Origin of the sequence: Maridesulfovibrio sp. (assembly GCF_965230075.1) — a bacterium.
GTDB lineage: Bacteria > Desulfobacterota > Desulfovibrionia > Desulfovibrionales > Desulfovibrionaceae > Maridesulfovibrio.
On the sequence record NZ_OZ245945.1, the window covers coordinates 1,046,379 to 1,067,103 of the forward strand.

Consider the following 20,725-nt stretch of genomic DNA (forward strand, 5'->3'; position numbering starts at 1 on the left):
AAAGTTCTTTTCTCACGTTTTGGAGAGGTGGCAGAGTCCGGTTGAACGCGGTAGTCTTGAAAACTATTGAGGGTGCAAGCCCTCCGGGGGTTCGAATCCCTCCCTCTCCGCCAGAATATAAGTAAGGCCCTGACTGAAAAGTCAGGGCCTTTTTTGTTCTCCTCCCCCACTCACCTTTCCCCGTGCTTCAACCCATCATATCTGCTATCATTCCCTAAAATCTGCCCTGAATCCTTGCGGCAGCAAATCTACTCATAGGGGGATATGATGAGGAAAATATTTAGTTTCAGTCTGGTGATCCTGTTTGCGCTGAATGTATTTGCTTGGGCAGGGCCGCCATGCCCGGACTGCTGTACCCCGGAGTATGGTGATACGGTCATGGATAGTTACCGCAAGCTGATGTTTAAGGATTCGGTTTACGGTGAATTGCCGGAGGCAGGGAAGGGTATCAGGCTGGGTGTATATCAGGCGCAGGCTGATTGCGGTCCCGGTGCTTCTGTCAAGAATATGGACCGCTTGGAAAAGGTCGCAGAATTAGCCAAACAACGTGGTGTGCAGCTGCTTTCCTTTCCTGAACTTTACGTTACCGGGTACACATTAAGTCCTGAGCAGGCTAGGAAGGTTGCTGAGTTTAAAGACGGCCCCAGTATCAGTCGTGCCCGGACAATTGCCAAGAAACTGAATATGGCCCTGATTGTGCCTTATGCTGAGAAGGCTAAGACCAAGGCGGGAATGCAGTTTTTTGACTCCATTGCCATCATCAACGAGCGCGGCGAGCTTTTGGACAGCTACCGTAAAGTCCAGCTCTATGCCGGGCAGGAGCGCGCTAACTGGTCGTTTGGTGATACACCGCCCAAGATGTTTAAAGTCTTTGGTTTTCCAGTAGGCGTGCTGAACTGCTATGAAAATGAATTCCCGGAACTGGTCAGGTCACTTGCCCTTCAGGGCGCTAAGTTAATTGTGGGGCCGACGGCTGCGGACTGCTATTACACCATGCCTAACGGCAAACGCAGTGCGGTTCCCTATCCTGATGTTTCAACCTTGCTTCTGCCTGCCTTTGCCTACGCTAATAATGTGTTTTACGCCTACAGCAACCGTGCCGGATACGAGAAGCGAGAGACAGGAGAATGGCATTATCGCGGCAACAGCATAATTATCGGACCTCACGGGGATATTCTCGTCAAGGCTGGGCATCAGCAGGATACCATGCTCATCGCTGATATTATCCCTGAGTACTATGGGCCGACCCATCCTGAGCAGGATTATTACTACTTAAAAGACCGCAGGCCTGATCTCTATAAAGAACTACTGAAGACCAAGGTTGATTTTTTAGAGAGCGGATTTGAATATCCGATCCATAAAAACGGGAAAGAGATTCTGCGATAATTTCGGCTGCTTATGAAAATCCCGGATCAGCTTTAGTGCCGATCCGGGATCATTGATAGCCTGCTTTTGGGGCAGTTCTATTCGATATTTTACTTGGTTACATGGGCTTTGGGGACCCGGAGCAGTGCCCCGGAGCTGATGCCGCTTTGGTTGATTAATTTCAGGGTCAGCATCATTTCATCTTCAAGAATATAGCGGGCTTCATCTGCCCGATGACGGCGGAAGTCGTCTTCGTAAAGTCTGACCAAATCAACTGCATTGCCCATGGAGTTGATGGAACTGCGAAGTATCCGGTGATATGACTCAAGAGATGGCTGCATGTTGAACTGGAAGGTCCTGCTTGCAATGATCAGCGGTTCTTCGATGGTAACAATCGGCTCAACAAGAGCCAGCCGGACGCACATGTCCCACCCCTGTTCCTGTTCATTGGGTGCCCTGAAAATACCGACATCGTTGTGCAGCCTGCGCTTATAGAGCAGGCCTCTAAGGTCGCATATTTCGCAGAGCATTTCCCGGACCTGTCCCATGGGTTGTACCTCTTTGGCACTATTGCTTGTCCCATGCAGGGAGTGTCCGCATTTTACTGCCGTTACATCGCTTTTGCCTTCTATCTGTTCCAGCAAGGCGGCCAGGCAGTGAGGAAGGAGTTTGTCGGAAATATCCGCCCAGAAAATGTATTCGCCACGGGCTGCGTAGAGTCCGCTGTTGAGCAGGTCATGAAATTCACCTGAACGGGTTACGGTTCTGATCCTTAGTTCTGGTAGATTTTTTGCCAGAGTGGACATTAAGCCAGTTTCGGCAGACTGGCTGAGCAGAAGCACTTCAACAGTCTTTTCCGTTTGATGGGATAATGTGGTCAGAAACATGGGCAGTAGTTTCTGCTCAGTTTCATCCTTAATCGGAACTATGATGCTGACTTTGAAATCATATTCATTTTTAGTGAGCGGCATGACCGGTCTGAGGATGGTTTTATCTTTTGAAATTACCAGTCCTTTGTTTACATGCCTGATTCTGCCGATTCTGTTCAGTTTGTACCATGTCTTGCCTAGCACATCTGTTGCGCTGGGAGAAAAACCACCGGCATTGCGTATGGTTTCAGTTTCAAACATCGCGCAGGCACCGATTTCATTGAAATGGGGAAGAGAGTACGCTGCTGTGGAAGTCTTGTGTTCAAAACCTGAACCGAGTCGGGAAAAGATAAGTTCATCAAAGCAGTCGTCATTGCCGATATACTCCATCTCCCGATTATCATCGATGAGCCTTTTCAGGTTCGAGTAGCTGAGTACTGTGTCGGTTTTTGACAGGAACATTTCACGCAGACTGTAGCAGAAATTTTCCGTGTATTGACAATTCGGCGTGGCGGTAACCGTAAATGGTGCTTTGGCCAGCTCCAGTCCTCTATTGAGCATCTTGTGCAGGGAGAGTCCTTTTACATCCACATAGCGCAAGTAATGGCAGTTATTATATCTTGCTTTTATTTTTTTCTCCACTGCTCCGCTGTTATCTGCGTCCAGCAGGATCAATTCAGTGTTAAGAATCTGGTCGAGCAGAGCGTTAATGCACAATCTAGTTTCTTCATTCCAGGCGTAAACCGGGAGTAAAATGCTGGCTTCCATTTCACTTCTGATTTTTGCAATGGAAATACCTGTTTGCGCATAAAGCTCAGACGCAGTCTGGGGACCTTCAAGAACCAGTTCCCGATAGAAGCTCAGCAGCTCCTCTTCAATGGGTAATCCCGTGCCGAGAAGGTCGGTTACATACATTCCCTCTGAATTATCATAAAGGGCCATCGGCTTGCCTTTACGAAAGTATAAAGCCCAGTTCTGCTTCCGCACACAGGCATAGTCAGTGACACTCGTTACTTCAAGGCTCACGTTTCGTTCGGCTATTCCGATCAATTCCGGAACTGGATCACCTTCGAGCACGGATTTCAGGCTGATTCCCTGCGCTTTCATCTCCTTCCCGAGTGCAAGATCGAGCAGGGTCGGTGCGATGTCTATTGACCGAATGAGTTCATGCTTTTTAGTTGGGGTAAGGCCTTCGGCAATAAAGGATGCAAAAACGCGGGTTTTGTTATTGGCAAAACCCCACGGCATGGTCTTGTCATATTCAATGTAGTTTTCGTCCAGAATGCAGCCATGGTCCGAAGTTACAACAACGATATCTTCCGGGCCGGGGTTGATTTTATCCCATAGAGCCTTGAAGTCTCTAGACTGCCGGGAAACAACCTTGAGATATTCATCTGTGGTCCAGCTTGTTTTCTGGTTGCCGCCGAAATCGTGAATATAATCAAGGTGAAAGTTTACGAAGAATGGTTTCTTGCTTTGGCGGACTCTGGCAATGAACGCATCGCGCCGGTCATTGTCGTAATCCCGGTGAGGGGTGTGTTCAAGGGTGGGATAGCCGGATTCAAATACATCAAATCCCCGTTTGGGCTGGCAGGAGTCTAGACTGCTGTCATCCCAGCGGAAGGTCTGGTAACCGTAGTGCTTGAAGTGCTCGGTTACGGTCAGGACGTCGTCTTTGAAATTGCGGATAGTCTGCACTCCGTGATGAATCATCCCTGTCAGCCCGGGGCGCAGGGATGAGAAATACGAAGGGGCTGATATTCTGGTTGAGCCGCCGCTGGTCATGACATCAGTAAACAGGACTCCCTGTTCAATTACTTCATCAATTTCATTGTAGACAGCTGTCTCAGAAAGACATGATGCCAGCATGTCCGACCTTAAGGTATCGATTACGATCCAGATGATGTTTTTCATTTGAAGTGGCCTCGTTTAAAAACTAGAAAGTCAGCAAAGCATTAAAACGGTATGGAGACATTGGGTAGCTTTCGAGATCCTGATCAAATGTCTGAACTTTCATGCCGTGTTTTTCTCCATACTCATGGAACCATGATTTAGGATAGTAAAGATGGCGGTAAGGGCTGTCTTCTGCTGTCGGGTATTCTTCCCCGGCATAGACTACATTGCGTCTGTAGTCTTCGCAGAGGGCCCGTTTTTCAAGGTCGGGAACGTCGAGGATGAATATTTTCCCGTTATCAGTGAGAACGCGCATGATTTCATTCATGGCATTTTCTGCATAGTCAAGATCACGGAAGTAAAAGAAAACACCGTGGGAAAAAACAGCTTCAAACATGTTGTCCGCAAAGCCTAGGTCTGAAGCTTCACAAGCTTTACCTTTCAACTCAGGGATTGCAGACATGGCTTTCCGGATCAGGGTTTCAGAATAATCAGCTCCGTAAAGTTCCGGCCCGGAATCGCGGAAGGTATAAAGCATTGCTCCGGCTCCGCAGCCCACTTCCAGAATTCTGGAAGCCTTATCGGTTACCAGTTTGGTCCTGATGTCCGCTGAAGTCTTCATCCAGTCTTCCACGGAGATTGCCCCGGTTCCAGTATCGAAACCGTCTGCCTTCATCAGGTCTTCAAGGGATTCACCACCTTCCGTTCCCTTGCGGGTCCAGACCTCGTGCCATTTATTTTCAGTAGATTTATTCATGTTAATCTCGTCCTTATGCTGTCCGGGATGAGAGCATATTCTCATTAAGGGTTGTGGTCAGTGCGTCAGCCAGCATGCGATTTTCTTCAGGAGTTTTTACTGCAAGCCGCAGGTAGCGGCCTTCTGGTAGTCCCTGTTTTTTGCCGAGGTCTTTGACCAGCATTTTGTAATTCATAAACAATTGTTCCTGAATGTAGTCGGATGAAACTCCTTCGGGAAGTTCACAGCAGAAATAGTTTGCGAATGAAGGGATAACCTTCAGGCCCGGAATTTCATTCAGCATTTCACCCATCTCATCACGTGCTTCAATCACCCTCGCGCGGGCAACTGCGTAGTCGCTGCGATATTTGGGCAGAATATCCAGAAAGTACTGGGCAACGGAGTTTATATGCCAGATTGGCAGTGCCGTGCGTACTTCGCTGATAAGTTTGCGGTCTGAACTTGCAATGTAGCCGAGCCTGATTCCCGGAACACCGAGGTCTTTGCTTAAGCTACGCAGGATGATCACATTGGGATACTTATCAAGCTCATCAAGGAGGGTTGTGTCACGTCCGGTGCCGATGAAATCGGCAAATGATTCGTCAAGGATGATCATGTCCAGCTGACGCAGTTCTTCGAACATATAACGAAGTTCTGCTGGCTTGAATCTTGTTCCGGTAGGGTTGCCGGGGTTGACGATAACCAGTGCGTTTGATCCGCTTGATTTTACTTCTTTGACAATTGTTGCCGGTGTCTGGGTAAGGCTTTGCGGGCAGGGTGGAATAGCGTGAATCTGTTCCGGCTCGAGATTGCGGCCATATTCATCAAATGAAGGTTGGAGCAGGGTGACCTTGTTAATTTTTTGACGCAGGAGCTCAATCAGTTCTGAACCGCCGTTTGCAATAGCCAGCATGGACTCATCAATTTTAGCCCAGTTTGCAAGACTGAGGTTGATTTCCTGCTGGCCTGAAGGATAGTTGCCAAGCAGGTCGGTCAGGTTCAGACGCAGTTCATTGTACAGGTTCTGGTTGGGGAAGTATGGGTTGTACAGATATTCGAAATCAGTAAAATCGTAGCGCCAGTATCCGCCATATTTTTTACGCACTTTTTCCAGAAGGGAGCGGTCATCGGTTACGTATGCTTCGGCCCGCTGCAGATCTGTGAAATCATCAATTTCAAACCAGCGGTGTGAGGCGCAGATCTTGGCTTTAAGTTCTTTGCTGCCCATAAAAATAATAACACCCAGAACAAGTTCATAGTACTCATTCTGGCCGTTCATCTTCACATAGAGATCAATTGTAGGGCGGAAAATATTTTGCAGGAAATCTTCAGTAAAGGTGTATATGTTTACCGTCTTGTATTTGTCGGTAAAATTGAAATTTTTATCCTGATCTTTGCCGGGGATCAGCCGGGTAATACTTTTGCGATCTGGAGAAAGCTCGACAACTGTCCCGTCCATATAAGGCTGGAAATGATCAACCATTACAGCATTGGCAAAAGGCTCTTCCAGCAGTTCTTCAATTAAGCCCGGTTCAAAGAAAATATCACATTCCAGAAGAACTGTATTCCTGTCCCACAGTTCACGGGTCAGCCATAGGGAGTGGATATTGTTGGTCTTATCCCAGTCAGGATTGCGTACATAGACAATTTCAATGCCGTTGTAGCTATCGCCCAGCTTCTCATGCAGTTGCTCGGACTTGTATCCTTCGACAATGATAAACCGCTCAACCGGATACTTTGAGAGGATATCCAAAGCATTCACTATAAGCGGGCATCCATTGACTTCGACCAGTGGTTTAGGGACATCATCCGTAATGGGACTTAGTCTTTGCCCTCTTCCTGCTGCCAGAATGATAACCTGCATAGCTGTCTCCATGTCAAATTAGTGATTTCGATGGACAGTGTTAAGCAATGTTTGTTCCAAAATAAAGCTCTATTAATTTTTATTAAAAAATATATCTGTCTGCGAGAAGTCTGGTGCCGTATTGCGAATGAGATGAATTATGAATTCATATTGAATGATCTTATCCGGTTGTGATAATGAGTTTATAAGATTGTCGTGGTTGTTCATTTTTAAGAATGTTTGAATCCAAGGAGTTGCATGTGGACGGGCTTCCACTCTGGTTGATCTGGTTGGGTGCCGGGCTTGTTTTGGCTTTGCTGGAACTTGCTGTCCCGGGGATGGTTTTGATTTTTTTTAGCCTTGGCTGCCTGCTTTCCGCTTTGGCTGCATTTATTTTTAGTGATGCTCTGGTTTTGCAGGTTGCAGTATTCTGTATTTCTTCAGCTGGTTCGCTGCTGATCCTGCGCAGAGCATTTATGGCTTGGTTTCAGGGACAGGTGTCAGATGTTGTTGATGACGGATATGAGAATTCACCTGAAGGTGCACTGGCTGAGGTGAGCAAGGATTTCAGTAACGATGGTTACGGTCAGATCAAATACCGGGGATCGTTCTGGAAGGCTGTTTCCCAGTCGGATCATAATTTTGTTGTCGGCGATAAAGTTCGAATTGTTTCATGGACAGACAAGAGTAAGACTTCATTTTTTGTGAAAAAACTTTGACAGGTAAGGTGATGATATGACTCCTGCATTGATTGCAGTCATTTTTGTTGCGCTGGTACTGGTAGTAATAATCATAAAATCTATACGGATTGTTCCTCAGAAAACCGAAGCAATTGTTGAAAGACTCGGTAAATATCGGGTGACTCTCGGAGCAGGTTTTCATTTTCTTTTCCCATTTATAGATCGTGTGGCATATGAATTTTCACTCAAGGAAGAAGCCCTTGATACCCTGCCTCAGACCTGTATTACCAGTGACAATGTCAGCGTGGTCGTAGATGGCCTCATCTTTATAGAGGTGCAGGATTCAAAAGCTGCGGCTTACGGCATCGACAATTATCGATATGCGGCATCGCAATTGGCCCAGACAGCACTGCGTTCCTGCGTCGGTAAGCTTGCTCTGGATAAGACTTTCGAGGAGCGTGATTCCATTAACGCACAGGTAGTAGAAGCAATTGACGCGGCTGCTGCATCTTGGGGTATCAAAGTTTTACGTTATGAAATTAAGGATATCACTCCGCCGGATAGTGTTAAAGCGGCTATGGAGACTCAGATGATTGCCGAACGCCAGAAGCGTGCGGACATTGCCCGCAGTGAAGGTGAAAAACAGGCCACCATCAATAAGGCAGAAGCTGCCAAGCTCGATGAAGTCCTCAAGAGTGAAGGTGAACGTGAACGGCTCATGAACGAAGCCCGGGGTAAGGCTGAAGCGATCACCACTGTGGCAGACGCCACAGCCAAGGCGTTGCAGACTGTGGGGGAAACTCTGAATACCTCAGGCGGTGCGGATGCTGCCTCTTTACGTATTGCTGAACGCTACGTGGAGGCCTTTGAAGGTCTGGCCCGTGAATCCACAACTTTGATTCTTCCTGCCGAAGCCGGGGATGTGGCTTCCATGGTCGGTACGGCCATGAGTGTTTTCGGTAAGGTGAAAGGTAAGGACAATAGTGGAAAGTCTGCACAGAAACCTGAAGGGCAGGGCGAGTTTGGTTTTACTTTGGAGTAGATAATTCCGCCGTATGGCGGATTGCTGATAGAGACATGATAAAACCCGGCTGTAATGGCCGGGTTTTACGTTTCAGGCGCACGGACTGCCCTTAGGCTATAGTGTTAGCTATTGTCCCAACGCCGGAATACGCGGCACTGAGAACGCTTTTTTGGAAATCATAATCGCTACTGGTTGAAGAACTGAACTGGTCGGAGTTCATGTAATCAAGGGTCTTGGTTACAACCTGAGCCCCGAAAAGTTGCTTGTCACTTACCGCAGGTGCGGTATCCATGGTTGAGCTGATTCCTGTTACGTCCATAAAACCCCTCCCGAAAAAGGGCAATATACGCGCCTATCAGGTAAATCGGCAGATCACTGAATTTCTTTAGGGTAAAAACAAGAAAAATTTAGAATGATGAATCAAGAGCCTACAATACTTAATGAAATAAAATAAAAAATCCCCGCCTTCACAGATGAAGGCGGGGGTTTTGACGGTCTTTTACGGCAGGTTTATTTTTTGACCTGTTCCCAAAGCTCGTTTTGTTCAATGAGGCTCATTTCTGAGATGTCCTTGCCCTGTTCTTTGGCCAGGTCTTCCATTTTGGCGAAGCGCTCAAGGAATTTGTTGTTGGTGATGTCCAGAGCGGTGTTGGCTTTGATGCCTTTGCGGCGTCCGAGTTCAATCAGAGTAAATAGGTAGTCGCCGAATTCTTCGGCAATAGCTTCCTGATCTCCAGATTCAAGAGCGTTGTTCCACTCTTTCCATTCATTATCAAGCTGGCCGAGGCACTGTTCGTCAGATTCATAAGTGAAGCCGCTGCGGGCAGCCTTTGAATTGATGCGATAAGCCTTGAGCATGGGCGGCAGTCCCTTGGGCAGGGAATCGAAAATCTTTTTATCGCCCTTTTTCTCACTTCTTTTAATTTTTTCCCAGTTCTTGAGCAGTTCTTCCTGATCTTCGACTTTGCAATCCGCAAATACGTGCGGGTGGCGGCGGATCATTTTTGCGGCACCGGAATCAACGGCATCAGCAAAGTTGAAAGAGCCTTCCTCTTCATAACGATGGGCAATGAAGAGAAGCAGGAACATTACGTCACCTAGTTCTTCCATGGCTTCCTGTTTATCATCCGCGCGTATCGCTTCAACAAGTTCGAAAGCCTCTTCAATAAGATAGTCGCACATTGAAAGCGGGGTTTGTTCCTGATCCCACGGGCAGCCACCGGGGCCTACCAGAGTGGAAACTACATCTCTAAGTTTTTCAATTGATTTTGCGCTCATTTTTAAATTGTGTCGCTTATAGGGTTAGTGAGTTCTGAGTGGTCGGGAAACATTGATTTGATATCCAATGAATCAAGCACGTTGTCCGGAGCAAAGCTGATAAAGAAGCTCGCAGTGGACATGACTTTAGGAGCCAGTTTGGATTTAGTCAGAAATTCTGAGTTGGGAGTAAAGCTGTTCAGCACCACAATAATTATGCCGCCGACAATGATTGCTTCGACGAATCCCAAAATTCCACCAAGGACCTGATCTGCCCAGCTGAGCATAGACACAGTCAGTATCTTTTTAATGGCAACCCCGATTAGAAAAGCTACAAATAGAGTAGCCACGATGATCGAAAGGTAGCTGAAAGCTTTGACTGTTCCGGGTCCGTCAAAAAAAGTCTGAAAATACGGGGCGAGCTCGTGATGGTATTTAGCGGCCAGATAAAAGCCGAAAATTAAGGAAAAAACAGAAATCGCTTCTCTGACTATTCCGCGTAACAAGCCCCTGAAAATCAGGGCCCCGGCAATGACAATTAAAATGATATCCAGCGCATTAAGTGCTAAGCCTGCTGTTTGCATACTGAAATCCGTTAATAATTATGTTTGTGAAAAAATGCGCGAACTCCGCATGAAACCTTATCAATGAAAGATATAAAAGGAACCTAGCAGACCGCAGAGGAAAAGTGAATATCATGAACGTCCTTGAAAATAATAAAAAATATGGCAATCAAGTGAAAAATGAGGTTGTGTCATTTCGTGATCTCAGGTAATTCTCGATTAATTTTGAGGGAATGGTTTTTAGTGTCAGAATCTTGTAATTCATGCTTGGAGGATGTGCGTGAAGTTGATTGAAACGGAATTTCCCGGACTTGTGGTTATCGAACCTAAGGTTTTCAGGGATAGGCGGGGCTTTTTTCTGGAAAGTTTCAATAAAAATGTCTTTACGGAAAATGGGTTGCCCACTGATTTTGTTCAAGACAACCACGCATATTCATCTGGTCTCGGCGTCATTCGCGGTCTGCACCTGCAGATGCCTCCATATGCTCAGGCTAAGCTTGTCTGGGTTACCCGGGGAGCAGTTAATGATGTTGTTGTAGACTTGCGTAAGGGATCACCAACCTACCGGAGATCGTTCAAAATTGAACTATCTGCGGAGAACTTTCTGAGGTTGTTTATCCCCAAGGGATTTGCGCATGGATATGAGACCCTGACCGAGGAAAACGAGTTCATGTATAAGGTCGATTCCGGATACGCCCCCGGCAGCGAGGCCGGGATCAGGTGGGATGATCCGGAGCTTGATATCGACTGGAAGACAACGAATCCGGTACTTTCCGACAAAGACCTGAAGCTTCCTCTTCTGGCACAGTTTGACTCCCCGTTTGAGTTTTAAGCTGTGCTGCGGGAAGTGTTTTTGAAACGCTTTTCCGATCTTCTTTGTTAGAAAATAGTGATCTTTCTTCCTTTGGGGAGTTTGTGAAAAGTTTCATATTCTCTTGACATAGAAAGATTCTCTATTTTAGAAGAAATGGCGTTAATTGGTTGTTTATGTTTCACAAAACTTAAGGAGTAGTGGGGCGAGGTTATGGAGGAAAAAAGAACATCGAAGCAGTGTGGAGGAGTTCTTCCTTTCTTCATCGGTGTCCTTGCGAGCCTGATCGTCGGTTGGTGGGTTTTCCCGCAGGTTATTTATAGCCAGAAGACTCAGCCTATCGATTTCAGCCACAAGGTTCATGTTGAAGGTGAAGGTATGGACTGTGAGTCATGTCACATGTTTTTGGAAGATGGTTCCTTTGCAGGTCTGCCTTCCAACGAGCAGTGTGCTGAGTGTCACGAAGATGTCCTCGGTGAAACCGAAGCAGAGGAAATTTACGTGACCGAGTATCTGCAGAAGGGTGTGGAAGTACCCTGGCTGGTTTATCAGTATCAGCCCGATAACGTTTACTTTTCGCACATGGCACACCAAGGCTTCGAGTGTACGGATTGCCATCCCGACGTAGGCAACAGCGACACGCTGCCGACGTATTACGAAAACAGAATCAGCGGTTACAGCAAGCAGACCATGAAGATGTGGCAGTGTGAACGCTGTCATGCGGAAGTTGGTACCAGCAACGCATGTTACGTCTGCCATAAGTAAGTGAGGGACTGCAATGGGTATTGATCGCAGAACTTTTATTCAATTGGTAACAGGTGGTGTAGTTGGTTCACTCTTCACCCCTGTAATTTGGAAAACTCTGGATGACGCTTCTATCTGGTCCCAGAACTGGCCCTGGATTCCCAGACTGAAATACGGAACAATCACCGAGCAGGCTTCTGTTGCCAAATTCGGTGCCAGCCCCTGTGCTGAGATTGTTAAATCCGTGGGCGGAAGCCCTTACCTCACCAGAGGAAACACTGAAAACGCCATGAGCAAAGGCGGTGTTGACTCAGTCAGCGCCAGCGGCCCGCAGCTCATGTACAGCCCTTCCCGCATTAATGGTCCCATGAAGAAGACCGCGGAAGGTAAATACGAGTCCATCTCCTGGGAAGATGCTGAAAAGATTCTCACTGAGAAACTCGCAGCAGTTAAAGGACAGAAAGGCAAACTCGCTGTTGTTTCCGGTGATGCTACCGGTACCGCAACTGAGGTTCTGTCCGGTTTCGCCGCAGAAATGGGCGCAGACTGCTACCTGATGCCCTCTGAAGAGCAGGGCGCAGCTGTGGCCCTCGCCAGCATGGGCGGAAAAGGCCAGATCGGTTATGATCTGGACAATTCCGATTTCGTGCTTTTCGTAGGTGCGGATGCCATGGATTCATGGGGTGCGGTTGTGAGAAACCAGTGTGTTTACTCCGAAAGCCGTCCCACCGGTGAAGAAATCAAGACTACTTATGTCTACGCCGGTCCTTTCCAGAACAACACAGCAGCCGCTGCAGATAAGTGGGTTCCGGTAGCTCCGGGCACCGGTGCTATCTTCTGCCTCGGTCTTGCTTACCATATGCTTAAGGCCGGAGCTTCCGCTTCTGCTTCCGACTTCGCCGACTTCAAGACTCTGGTAATGTCCAGATTCTCTCCCGATAAAGTGGAGAAAGCCACCGGCGTATCCGGAGTGGAAATGGCAGCAATTGCCAAACGCATCATGAAATCTTCCGCTCCCGTTGTTGTTGCCGGCTCCGAGTTTGCTCAGGGTGCCGGTGCTGCTGACGTGATCGCCGCTGCCGCAGTTAACATGCTGCTTGGCCGCGTCAACAAAGACGGCGGAATGAAGATTCTCCCCGAACTGCCCACAGCTGTTGAAGCTGCTGCAGGCCGTTCCGAACTGGCTGCCAAAGACTTTATCGGCTACCTCGCAGGTATCGCCGCAGGCAAAGTTGCAGCCCCTGAAGTAATGATGGCTTACGAAGCCAACCCTGTCTACGCTCTGCCCCAGAACACAGCTCTGGCACCGGCGTTTGAAAAAGCAGGTTTCCTCGTAAGTTTCAGCACTTATATGGATGAAACAGCTTCCAAAGCTGACCTGATTATGCCCAACCCCACCAGCTATGAGCGTTTTGAAGATGCCCAGACTCCTTACGGTGTCGGTGCAGCAATGCTCGCAGCCAGTGCTCCTGTTGCAGAGCCTCTCTACAACAGCAAGCCCACTGTGGACGTAGTTCTCGGCGTGGCTTCCGGTCTGGGTATCGACCTTGGTTACGAATCCTCAGAAGCCGTTTATCAGGCTAAAGCCGAAAAAGCAGGCGCTGACTGGGATTCCCTTGTAGAAGGAGCTGCTTATGTTTCCGATTCCACTGAATCCGGTTCCATCAAGTTTGCAGCATCTGTTCTTTCCAAGGCTGTGACCATGCCCAAGGGGGGCGAAATCGCTCTTGCTCCTTACTCCAAGCTCATCTTCGGTACCCCCACAGTGGCTATCCCGCCGCTGAACGTGGTTGCTATCAGCAAGTTCGAGCTGCAGGGTAAAGACCTCATGGTTCAGGTCAACTCTAAGACTGCCAAGAAAATCGGCGTGTCTGAAGGTTCCAAGGTCAAGTTTGCCGGAGCAGGCGGAGAGTGCGCTGTAAGAATCCACATTAATGAAGGCGTAATGAACGATGTTATCGCCGCACCTCTTGGATTCGGTCACACCGCATGGGATGCTTACTCCAGCGGTAAGGGCGAAAACATCTCCAAACTTCTCACCGTTGGTACTGAGTCCGGCACCGGTTTGTCCGTGTGGACCAGTTCTTTCGTGAGCATCGCCTAAATTAAAGTCAGGGGATTCACGTTATGCAACAAATGGAATTTGATACTAAATGGACCATGGTAGTGGATGTCGACAAGTGTACCGGTTGCGGTGCTTGTATGGTGTCCTGCCAGGCTGAAAATAACATAGCTCCCATGGAAGAAGGGTCCAACAAGCTTAAGACCCTCACCTGGATGCTTGTGTACGAACTCAACAACGGTAAGGAATTCCCCAACAGGGAAGTTGCTTACCTGCCCAGACCCTGCATGCAGTGCGGACACCCTGCCTGCGTTCCCGTCTGTCCCGTAGTAGCTACTACCAAGGACGAAGAAGGCGGAATCGTCAGCCAGATTTACCCCCGTTGCATCGGTTGCAGGTACTGCATGGCAGCTTGTCCTTACCACGCTCGCTACTTCGGTTGGCTTGATCCGGTATGGCCCGGCGGTATGGATAAGGCTCTGTCTCCCTCAACTTCCACCCGTCCTCGTGGTGTTGTTGAGAAATGTAACTTCTGCCACTCCAGACTGCTGGACGCACGTCAGCGTGCACGCGCAGAAGGTATGGACCCCAATAAGCTTCCTGACGGCTGGTACCAGCCTGCATGTCTGGAATCTTGTCCCACAGGGGCAATTTCCTTCGGTGATGCAAAGAACCCTGAGCACAAAGTTCATGAACTGATCAAGAACCCCAATGCTTTCCGCATTCTGGAGTCAATCGGCATGGATCCTCAGGTTTACTACATCAGCCGTCGTGACTGGGTCCGTGAGCAGAGTGATAACGTAGCTCAAGGCAGCCATGCTGAGAATCATGCTGCTGAAGGCAAGCACTAGGAGGGAGGTTTACCATGGATAGCAATCTCTTCCCCGAAGGCACAAAACGCTGTGGACTCGCCAAGTTTATGCTGTGGATGGCATTTCCTGCCGCCATACTGCTCTGGGGTGTCTATGCTGCCGGTCAGATTTTCTACCACGGCATCGGCGTTACCGGCCTTGATAACTACTTCGGGTTCGGCCTCTGGATTACTTTCGACCTTGCGGTTATCGCACTTGGTGCCGGTGCATTCTTTACCGGTTTCCTCAAGTACATCCTCAAGATCGATCAACTTAAAAATATCATCAACCTTGCAGTAGTCTTAGGATTCCTGTGCTACTCCGGCGCCATGCTCATTCTGACCATGGATATCGGTCAGCCCATCCGCGCATGGTTCGGTTACTGGCACCCCAACGTGCACTCCATGCTCACAGAAGTTATCTTCTGTATTACCTGTTACTGCACCGTTTTGATCATTGAATTCATTCCGCTGATTCTCGAGCAGAAGCAGCTGAACAAGATTCCTTTCCTGCACCACTTTGCCCATCACCTGCACGTGAATATGGCATTGTTCGCAGGTATCGGAACATTTCTGTCCACCTTTCACCAGGGTTCTCTTGGCGGTATGTACGGCGTTATGTTCGGCCGTCCTTACGCCTTCCGTGAAGGTTTCTTCATCTGGCCCTGGACTTTCTTCCTCTTCGTTCTCTCCGCTGTAGGTTCCGGTCCTGTTTTCACAGTTCTGGTTTGTACCCTTATCGAGAAAATGACTGGTAAGAAACTGGTGGAATACAAAGTAAAAGCCCTGATGGGTAAAATCGCCGGTACCATGCTCTGCGTGTACATGTTCTTCAAGATCATTGACACTTGGGCTTGGGCTGTGGGTTACCTGCCTTCCGTTGGCCTGACCTTCGAACAGATGTTTTACGGTAATGTTTACGGCCAGTGGCTGCTCTGGACTGAGCTCGTGCTTTGCGGCATCGTTCCCGCAATCATGCTGATCACTCCTTCCATCAGAAACAATCCCACACTGCTGTACTCTGCAGCAATTCTGGACTGCATCGGCGTAACCATCAACCGTTACGTATTCACCGTCCAGACCATCGCTATGCCGGTTATGCCTTTCGATAACTGGGAAATCTATGTACCCAACTGGGCAGAATGGGCCACCACTCTGATGATCTGCGCATACGGTGCTCTGGTACTCAGCCTCTGCTACCGCTACCTGCCTATGTTCCCTCAGGAACTTAAGCTGAACAAGAAGTAGTCTTCGGCTGATTACATAAGTAAAGTCAAAAGGCCCCGCTCGTTAGAGTGGGGCCTTTTCTTGTGAGCAACGGGTTATACTGTCTTGGATTTTACGCTGGAAAATCATAATGCTGGCTGGTATGTTGAATTTATGATGGGCATGATTACAAAAATACTTCAAAGGTTGCCGCTTTACTGGAGCAGCAAGATGATCTCGAAGTTGGGATTGTTTTTGGCTCAACCGTGGCTGGTAAAAATAGGCCTGACAGTGATATTGATGTTGCTGTTTTAGGCTCTGTCCCCCTTTCTTTCGAGAGAAGAATGGAACTTCGTGCACTTATCAGCATTGAATTGGAGCGTGGGGTAGATCTTATTGATCTTATGACATGTCACGGATTACTTCTTCAGCAAATTTTAACTACAGGTAAACCTCTGTTTGGACAAGATTCCATCATTCTCGCTCAAACCGCTAATCGTATGCTTGTTGAGCAGGCTGATTATGAACCTTTACGAAATCGTTTGGTACTTTCTAACCTGAAGAGAGGATTCGGTGGATCGAAAAGTTATTGAAACCAAGCTAGTTCCTTACAACGTTGTCTGGAAATGATTAGGCTGAAGACTCCAGATAAAGTGGAAGTACTTGCTTCAGATTATGACTTACAGGATATTGTTATCCTTAACTTACAGCGTGCAGTCTAGATAAGTGTAGATATTGCGACCCATATTTTAAGTGCAAAATTTAAAATTCCTTCATCAATGGCCGAAAGTTTTCTTTATCTTGGACAGGAAGGGATACTGGATAAAATTCTGGCTGAACAGTTAGCTAGAAGCGTCGGTCTGCGTAATGTTGCGGTGCATGACTATATGAACTTGGACTGGGAAATCGTCCATGCAGTGAGCGTAAAGCATTTGGATGACTTTGCTCGTTTTGGCGATGCTGTATTAAAATGCCTGGATTCGAATCAATAGCGACTTTTTAATATTGATCCATATTTAAAAAGCCTCCCCGCTAATGCAGGGAGGCTTTCTTTCGTTCTTCAGTCAGGCTTGAGCCTAGTAAGGCAGAAACCATTTCATTCCTTTCATTTTGGCCGGGATGGGCTTCTCATCTACAGGAGGATGATTAACGTCCCAGCATTCCATTTCCTGTTCAATCCAAGAAGGCCGGGAAAGCCTTATGGAGTTCCCTTTGGTTATGGAGTCATCATCGCCGCTGAAATGCTGTAGAATGAGGCTAACATTGCCATCAGCATCGCCCAAGGACCATTTCCAGACCTTAAGTGTGCCGAAAGGGTTGCCTCGCCAGTCATTGGGCTTGCCGAAACGTTTTTCAATTTTGCCGTAAAGCTTATTGAAAAAGTCCATGCTGCCGTCCTGGTATTTAAGCTTCATGCGCAGGATAATGTCCTTGCGTTTGCAGTTACCGACAACAACATAACCTCCCTTGTAACCTTCCATATCTTTCAAGCCGATGCGTTTGATGTATTCTTCCTGCCAAGGCGAGGTCGCTGAGTTAATCTCTAAGAGAGAGCGGATTGTTGATACATTGTTGCCAATGGTTATTCCCGCAACGGATTCAGGTGCGTTCTGAGCAGCCAGAGCACCGGAGACTCCAAATAATGTAATTAATAAGGTCAATAAGATAACTTTCTTCATTTGATAATTCCTGTCAGCCCGTAGGCACTAAATGAGAGTCAATCCTATCCCGGTAGTGCAACCGGAACATCCTGTGTTGTAGTTTGCTATAAATCTTTCTTCCCAGTTACTTATCATGTCAACAGTGGCTTTCAAGAATTTACTGTTGATCACAGGGTATTGTTCCTGGGCTTTTTTGAATTTTTCACTGGTCAGGCGAATGCATACGCAGTCAGAAGTAGCCTTAAGGGTGAACAACCTCTTGGAATCGCCAATAAGAGACAGTGCCCCTACAAAATCACCTTCTTTAAAAGACTGGATTTTGGTAGGCCCTGCATCGAGAAAAGCTTCCATGGAGCCACTGATCAGGTAATAGGCTGACTGGTCAAGGTCTCCGCTGGCAAAAACTTCGTCTCCTGCTGAGAATTTTTCGCGTACGCAAAGGTAAGCGATCAGTTTCTGCGCTTCAAGATCAAGACCGGAGAAGTAAGTAATTTCCCTCATTATTTCCAAATGTTCTTGGTATTCACTTGTTTCTGCTGCCATGACTAATGTGCTCCATGTACGAGTTCATAAAGAAGTCCCTTTTTGGCCATGAGTTCATCATAGGGACCGACTTCCATTAATTTACCAGCCTTCATGACTGCTACTTTATCGTAATTCTTAATGGTATCCAGTCTGTGGATTACCGAGATAAGTGTTGCTTTTCCTTTCCACTTGGTTTCCAGCAGGCCCTGAATTCGGTTCTGGGACCTGTTGTCCAAGGCGGAGGTTGCCTCATCCATAATCATGATAGGCGGATTCTTGAGGAAGGTTCTGGCAATCGCAAGTTTTTGACGCTGCCCGCCGGAAAGCTTGTCACCCTTAGTGCCAACCTGAAATTCCATTCCCAGCTCAACAACAGTCTCAAGGAGATCTTCCTCAATAAGCAGCTGTATCATGGACTGGTTGATGGCATCCTGAACCTTGGGATGATCAGTCTTGGGCTTACCGAAAAGGATGTTATCCAGAATTGTCTGCGAAGGAATGAATTCAGTCATCTGGTAGAAGCTGAATGCTTCGGGCATATCTTCAGAAATTCTGGAGTTGAATATTTTTCGGCCGTCAAGGATTAATCCTTTCAGTACGGCAGGAAGGGCTACAATCTTATGCACTCCGGGAATAAATCCCAGTGCAAGACGTAACAGCATCTCACGGTCCTTGCTTTCAAGTTCCAGCAGGGGAGTATCGTCAATACGTGAAGTTAGCTGCTTGTAGTCCTCAAACTCATCGGAAGGAATAGGGCTTTGTTCAAAGAACACTTCGTCAGGCGGGAGGTTCCCCAGAATATCAACTGTCTGTTTAGCTAGTTCGCGTCCAAGGCTCAGTAACGGTGTTTCCAATTGCGCTTCCATAAGGAAGTTCTGGAAATAATCGTTGCTGACCAGCTCACGACCTGAGAAGTTGTTGTCATTTGCATGGCCGAAAGTAATGTTTCCGGCTACCGAGCTGAAGTCCAGATATTTGCCGTCCTGATAGAATTCCACATGTTCGGCAAGCCTGTCGCCAAAGTCGGAGTGGAAGTTCTCGCGCACCCGGACCAATCGTTCTGAAAGCTCGGTTTCTTTATCGGGATCAAGCAGGGTGTTCAGGCCAAAGCGGAGAACATCAACAAATATACCTGCCTGCTGAACAGCCTCAATCATGCTGTCACGAGTGGGCATTTTTTCTTCAGCATCAGGATCGCCTTCAAGGACAGCAGCACAGGAGTAAAGCAGGTTGTCCTTGATTGTTCCGGAGAAAATGAACGGCGACTGGGCCACGATACCCATGTTGTGGACCATGTCGGCCTTGGTCAGATCGTCGACCTCGTAGCCGTCGATTTTTACCGACCCTCCCGTGTATTTATATAGCTGGGAAACACATTGGGCCAACGTACTTTTACCGCTGCCCGAGAAGCCCACAAGGGCCATTTGTTCTCCGGGCTTGAGCTGCATATTGATCTGTTTAAGCAGCCGTATATTGCCGGAAACAGTGAAGCCGAGGTTCTGAACTTCGATATTCCCCTTGAGTTCAACCGGAGCGCGTCCTTCAGGCTCAAGTTCGAATTCAGGTTTGGTATCAAAGTATTCCATGACCCGGTTGTAGCGGACTCCGGCATCGTTATGGACCTGATAGAAGTCCATGAGTTCTTTCCACGGATCATAAATTTTTTCGTAAGCGGAAAGGAATGCCACCAGAGCACCAAGGTCGAAACGGCCCTGAATTGCAAGGTAACCACCAACGATGAAGAGCAGGAAAGGACCAAGATTCTGGAAAAAGTTGTTCAGGACCTTAATGCCCTGTTTGTAAAGAATCCAAGTGATCCTGATTTTGAAGAGACGGTCGACAAAGGCACCGTATTTACGGTTTTCAATGCGGTAGGATCCGTTTCCGTGGATTTCATGGATACCTGATATGGTTTCATTGATATGGCTGGAGAGGTATCTTGTAGTATCAACCCTTTTTTTGTTTGCCTTGTTTGATTTTTTTTGGAGCTTTGGAACCAGATAAATAACAAAGGGATAAAGGGCGATGGATATAGCTGCCATGATCGGGTTCAGGTAGAACATATACCCGGCAAAGGCGATAAGCGTGAGCAGGTTAGTAACCGGAACAGCCACGGACTGGCCTACATATTCACCGGCCGGTGCAAGCTCGGTCACAAGCGAAGATACTACCATGCCCGGGTTGGCCTTTCTGAAGTAGCCGAGTGGCAGGGTTAGAATATGCGCATATAATTCCTTACGCATTTTTGCCAGAGCTTCCTGACCGATGTACGTTTGTAGAACAGTGATCAGGTATTTAAGCAGGCTGGCTGATACAACAGAGGCGATGTAGAAGCCACAGTACATGAAGAGTAGATCAACCTTGCGCATACTAATGGCTTGGTTGATGATTTTCTTCTGCATTTCCAGAGGAACAAGTCTGACTGCTACTGTGAAGAAGATAACAACCAGCAATATGAGCTGCAATTTCATATTGCTGTTCTTCACCCAGTAGGTTAGCGGACGCTTGGTGATCATTAATAACTCCTGTTTAGGCTATATATCTAACAAAAATTTATTACCTTTTTGTTGACGCAGCGACAAGGGTTTTCTAACTTATGAGCGGTAATCGTACTATCTGTCCCACATGAGAAAATT

General features: G+C 47.6%; 19 protein-coding genes and 1 tRNA gene. 11 read left to right on the forward strand and 9 right to left on the reverse strand.

Going from position 1 to position 20,725, the window contains the following annotated elements; translation table 11 throughout:
- Positions 1-21 precede the first annotated feature (21 nt).
- Both ACO05Z_RS04650 and ACO05Z_RS04655 read left to right on the forward strand, forming a co-directional pair.
- Positions 22-113: transfer RNA gene (locus ACO05Z_RS04650), tRNA-Ser, on the forward strand.
- A 154-nt stretch (positions 114-267) separates the two neighbouring features.
- On the forward strand, positions 268-1,386 hold the full coding sequence (locus tag ACO05Z_RS04655; protein WP_421900995.1) for a carbon-nitrogen hydrolase family protein: 1,119 nt from the start codon (positions 268-270) through the stop codon (positions 1,384-1,386).
- An 89-nt stretch (positions 1,387-1,475) separates the two neighbouring features.
- On the opposite strand, the gene ACO05Z_RS04660 is transcribed toward ACO05Z_RS04655, so the two are convergent.
- Genes ACO05Z_RS04660 through ACO05Z_RS04670 form a run of 3 tightly spaced genes read right to left on the reverse strand, consistent with a single transcriptional unit; the run spans position 1,476 to position 6,727 of the window.
- Entirely contained in the window at positions 1,476-4,148 is a 2,673-nt protein-coding gene (locus ACO05Z_RS04660) for a sulfatase-like hydrolase/transferase (RefSeq protein ID WP_421900997.1), read from the reverse strand.
- Positions 4,149-4,170: 22 nt separating this feature from the next.
- The gene (locus tag ACO05Z_RS04665) at positions 4,171-4,884 is read right to left on the reverse strand and encodes a class I SAM-dependent methyltransferase (protein WP_421900999.1); all 714 of its coding nucleotides are present in this window, start codon (positions 4,882-4,884) and stop codon (positions 4,171-4,173) included.
- Positions 4,885-4,897: 13 nt separating this feature from the next.
- Positions 4,898-6,727, reverse strand: a complete 1,830-nt coding sequence (locus tag ACO05Z_RS04670) for an aminotransferase class I/II-fold pyridoxal phosphate-dependent enzyme (protein ID WP_421901001.1) — start codon at positions 6,725-6,727, stop codon at positions 4,898-4,900.
- Between the two features lie 239 nt (positions 6,728-6,966).
- Between ACO05Z_RS04670 and ACO05Z_RS04675 the strand changes: the two genes are divergently transcribed.
- Together ACO05Z_RS04675 and ACO05Z_RS04680 are read left to right on the forward strand one after the other, a co-directional pair.
- Entirely contained in the window at positions 6,967-7,425 is a 459-nt protein-coding gene (locus ACO05Z_RS04675; RefSeq protein WP_421901003.1) for an NfeD family protein, read from the forward strand.
- A gap of 16 nt (positions 7,426-7,441) precedes the next feature.
- Positions 7,442-8,428 (forward strand): SPFH domain-containing protein, encoded by a 987-nt coding sequence (locus ACO05Z_RS04680; protein ID WP_421901005.1) that lies wholly within the window; start codon positions 7,442-7,444, stop codon positions 8,426-8,428.
- Positions 8,429-8,519: 91 nt separating this feature from the next.
- On the opposite strand, the gene ACO05Z_RS04685 is transcribed toward ACO05Z_RS04680, so the two are convergent.
- The 3 genes from ACO05Z_RS04685 to ACO05Z_RS04695 form a co-directional block, all read right to left on the reverse strand.
- The gene (locus ACO05Z_RS04685) at positions 8,520-8,729 is read right to left on the reverse strand and encodes a hypothetical protein (protein WP_319780608.1); all 210 of its coding nucleotides are present in this window, start codon (positions 8,727-8,729) and stop codon (positions 8,520-8,522) included.
- A 191-nt stretch (positions 8,730-8,920) separates the two neighbouring features.
- The gene (mazG, locus tag ACO05Z_RS04690; RefSeq protein WP_421901008.1) at positions 8,921-9,688 is read right to left on the reverse strand and encodes a nucleoside triphosphate pyrophosphohydrolase; all 768 of its coding nucleotides are present in this window, start codon (positions 9,686-9,688) and stop codon (positions 8,921-8,923) included.
- 2 nt (positions 9,689-9,690) lie between these two features.
- On the reverse strand, positions 9,691-10,251 hold the full coding sequence (locus ACO05Z_RS04695; protein ID WP_421901010.1) for a CvpA family protein: 561 nt from the start codon (positions 10,249-10,251) through the stop codon (positions 9,691-9,693).
- A 259-nt stretch (positions 10,252-10,510) separates the two neighbouring features.
- On the opposite strand from ACO05Z_RS04695, the gene rfbC reads away from it, so the two are divergent.
- The 7 genes from rfbC to hepT all read left to right on the forward strand — a co-directional run bounded on the left by rfbC (position 10,511) and on the right by hepT (position 16,895).
- Positions 10,511-11,062 (forward strand): dTDP-4-dehydrorhamnose 3,5-epimerase, encoded by a 552-nt coding sequence (gene rfbC / locus ACO05Z_RS04700; RefSeq protein ID WP_421901012.1) that lies wholly within the window; start codon positions 10,511-10,513, stop codon positions 11,060-11,062.
- A gap of 192 nt (positions 11,063-11,254) precedes the next feature.
- A complete protein-coding gene (qrcA, locus tag ACO05Z_RS04705) occupies positions 11,255-11,806 on the forward strand; it encodes a menaquinone reductase multiheme cytochrome c subunit QrcA (protein WP_015850926.1) in 552 nt (183 codons plus the stop codon).
- A 13-nt stretch (positions 11,807-11,819) separates the two neighbouring features.
- Positions 11,820-13,889 (forward strand): menaquinone reductase molybdopterin-binding-like subunit QrcB, encoded by a 2,070-nt coding sequence (gene qrcB / locus ACO05Z_RS04710; protein WP_421901014.1) that lies wholly within the window; start codon positions 11,820-11,822, stop codon positions 13,887-13,889.
- Positions 13,890-13,912: 23 nt separating this feature from the next.
- Positions 13,913-14,698 carry a menaquinone reductase iron-sulfur cluster-binding subunit QrcC gene (gene qrcC, locus ACO05Z_RS04715; protein WP_421901016.1) on the forward strand — a complete coding sequence of 262 codons (786 nt, stop codon included), beginning with the start codon at positions 13,913-13,915 and terminating at the stop codon, positions 14,696-14,698.
- 14 nt (positions 14,699-14,712) lie between these two features.
- Complete coding sequence (qrcD, locus tag ACO05Z_RS04720) at positions 14,713-15,945, forward strand: menaquinone reductase integral membrane subunit QrcD (RefSeq protein WP_421901018.1); 1,233 nt, start codon at positions 14,713-14,715, stop codon at positions 15,943-15,945.
- Positions 15,946-16,073: 128 nt separating this feature from the next.
- Positions 16,074-16,496, forward strand: coding sequence for a type VII toxin-antitoxin system MntA family adenylyltransferase antitoxin (mntA, locus tag ACO05Z_RS04725; RefSeq protein WP_421904163.1), 423 nt, complete (start codon positions 16,074-16,076; stop codon positions 16,494-16,496).
- A gap of 186 nt (positions 16,497-16,682) precedes the next feature.
- Positions 16,683-16,895 (forward strand): type VII toxin-antitoxin system HepT family RNase toxin, encoded by a 213-nt coding sequence (gene hepT, locus ACO05Z_RS04730; protein ID WP_421901020.1) that lies wholly within the window; start codon positions 16,683-16,685, stop codon positions 16,893-16,895.
- Between the two features lie 84 nt (positions 16,896-16,979).
- Here hepT and ACO05Z_RS04735 read toward each other — a convergent pair whose 3' ends face one another.
- Genes ACO05Z_RS04735 through ACO05Z_RS04745 form a run of 3 tightly spaced genes read right to left on the reverse strand, consistent with a single transcriptional unit; the run spans position 16,980 to position 20,605 of the window.
- Positions 16,980-17,582 (reverse strand): hypothetical protein, encoded by a 603-nt coding sequence (locus tag ACO05Z_RS04735; RefSeq protein ID WP_421901021.1) that lies wholly within the window; start codon positions 17,580-17,582, stop codon positions 16,980-16,982.
- 27 nt (positions 17,583-17,609) lie between these two features.
- Positions 17,610-18,107: a Crp/Fnr family transcriptional regulator gene (locus ACO05Z_RS04740; RefSeq protein ID WP_421901022.1), complete on the reverse strand. Its 498-nt coding sequence runs from the start codon at positions 18,105-18,107 to the stop codon at positions 17,610-17,612.
- Between the two features lie 2 nt (positions 18,108-18,109).
- Positions 18,110-20,605, reverse strand: a complete 2,496-nt coding sequence (locus ACO05Z_RS04745) for an ABC transporter ATP-binding protein/permease (RefSeq protein WP_421901023.1) — start codon at positions 20,603-20,605, stop codon at positions 18,110-18,112.
- Positions 20,606-20,725 lie beyond the last annotated feature (120 nt).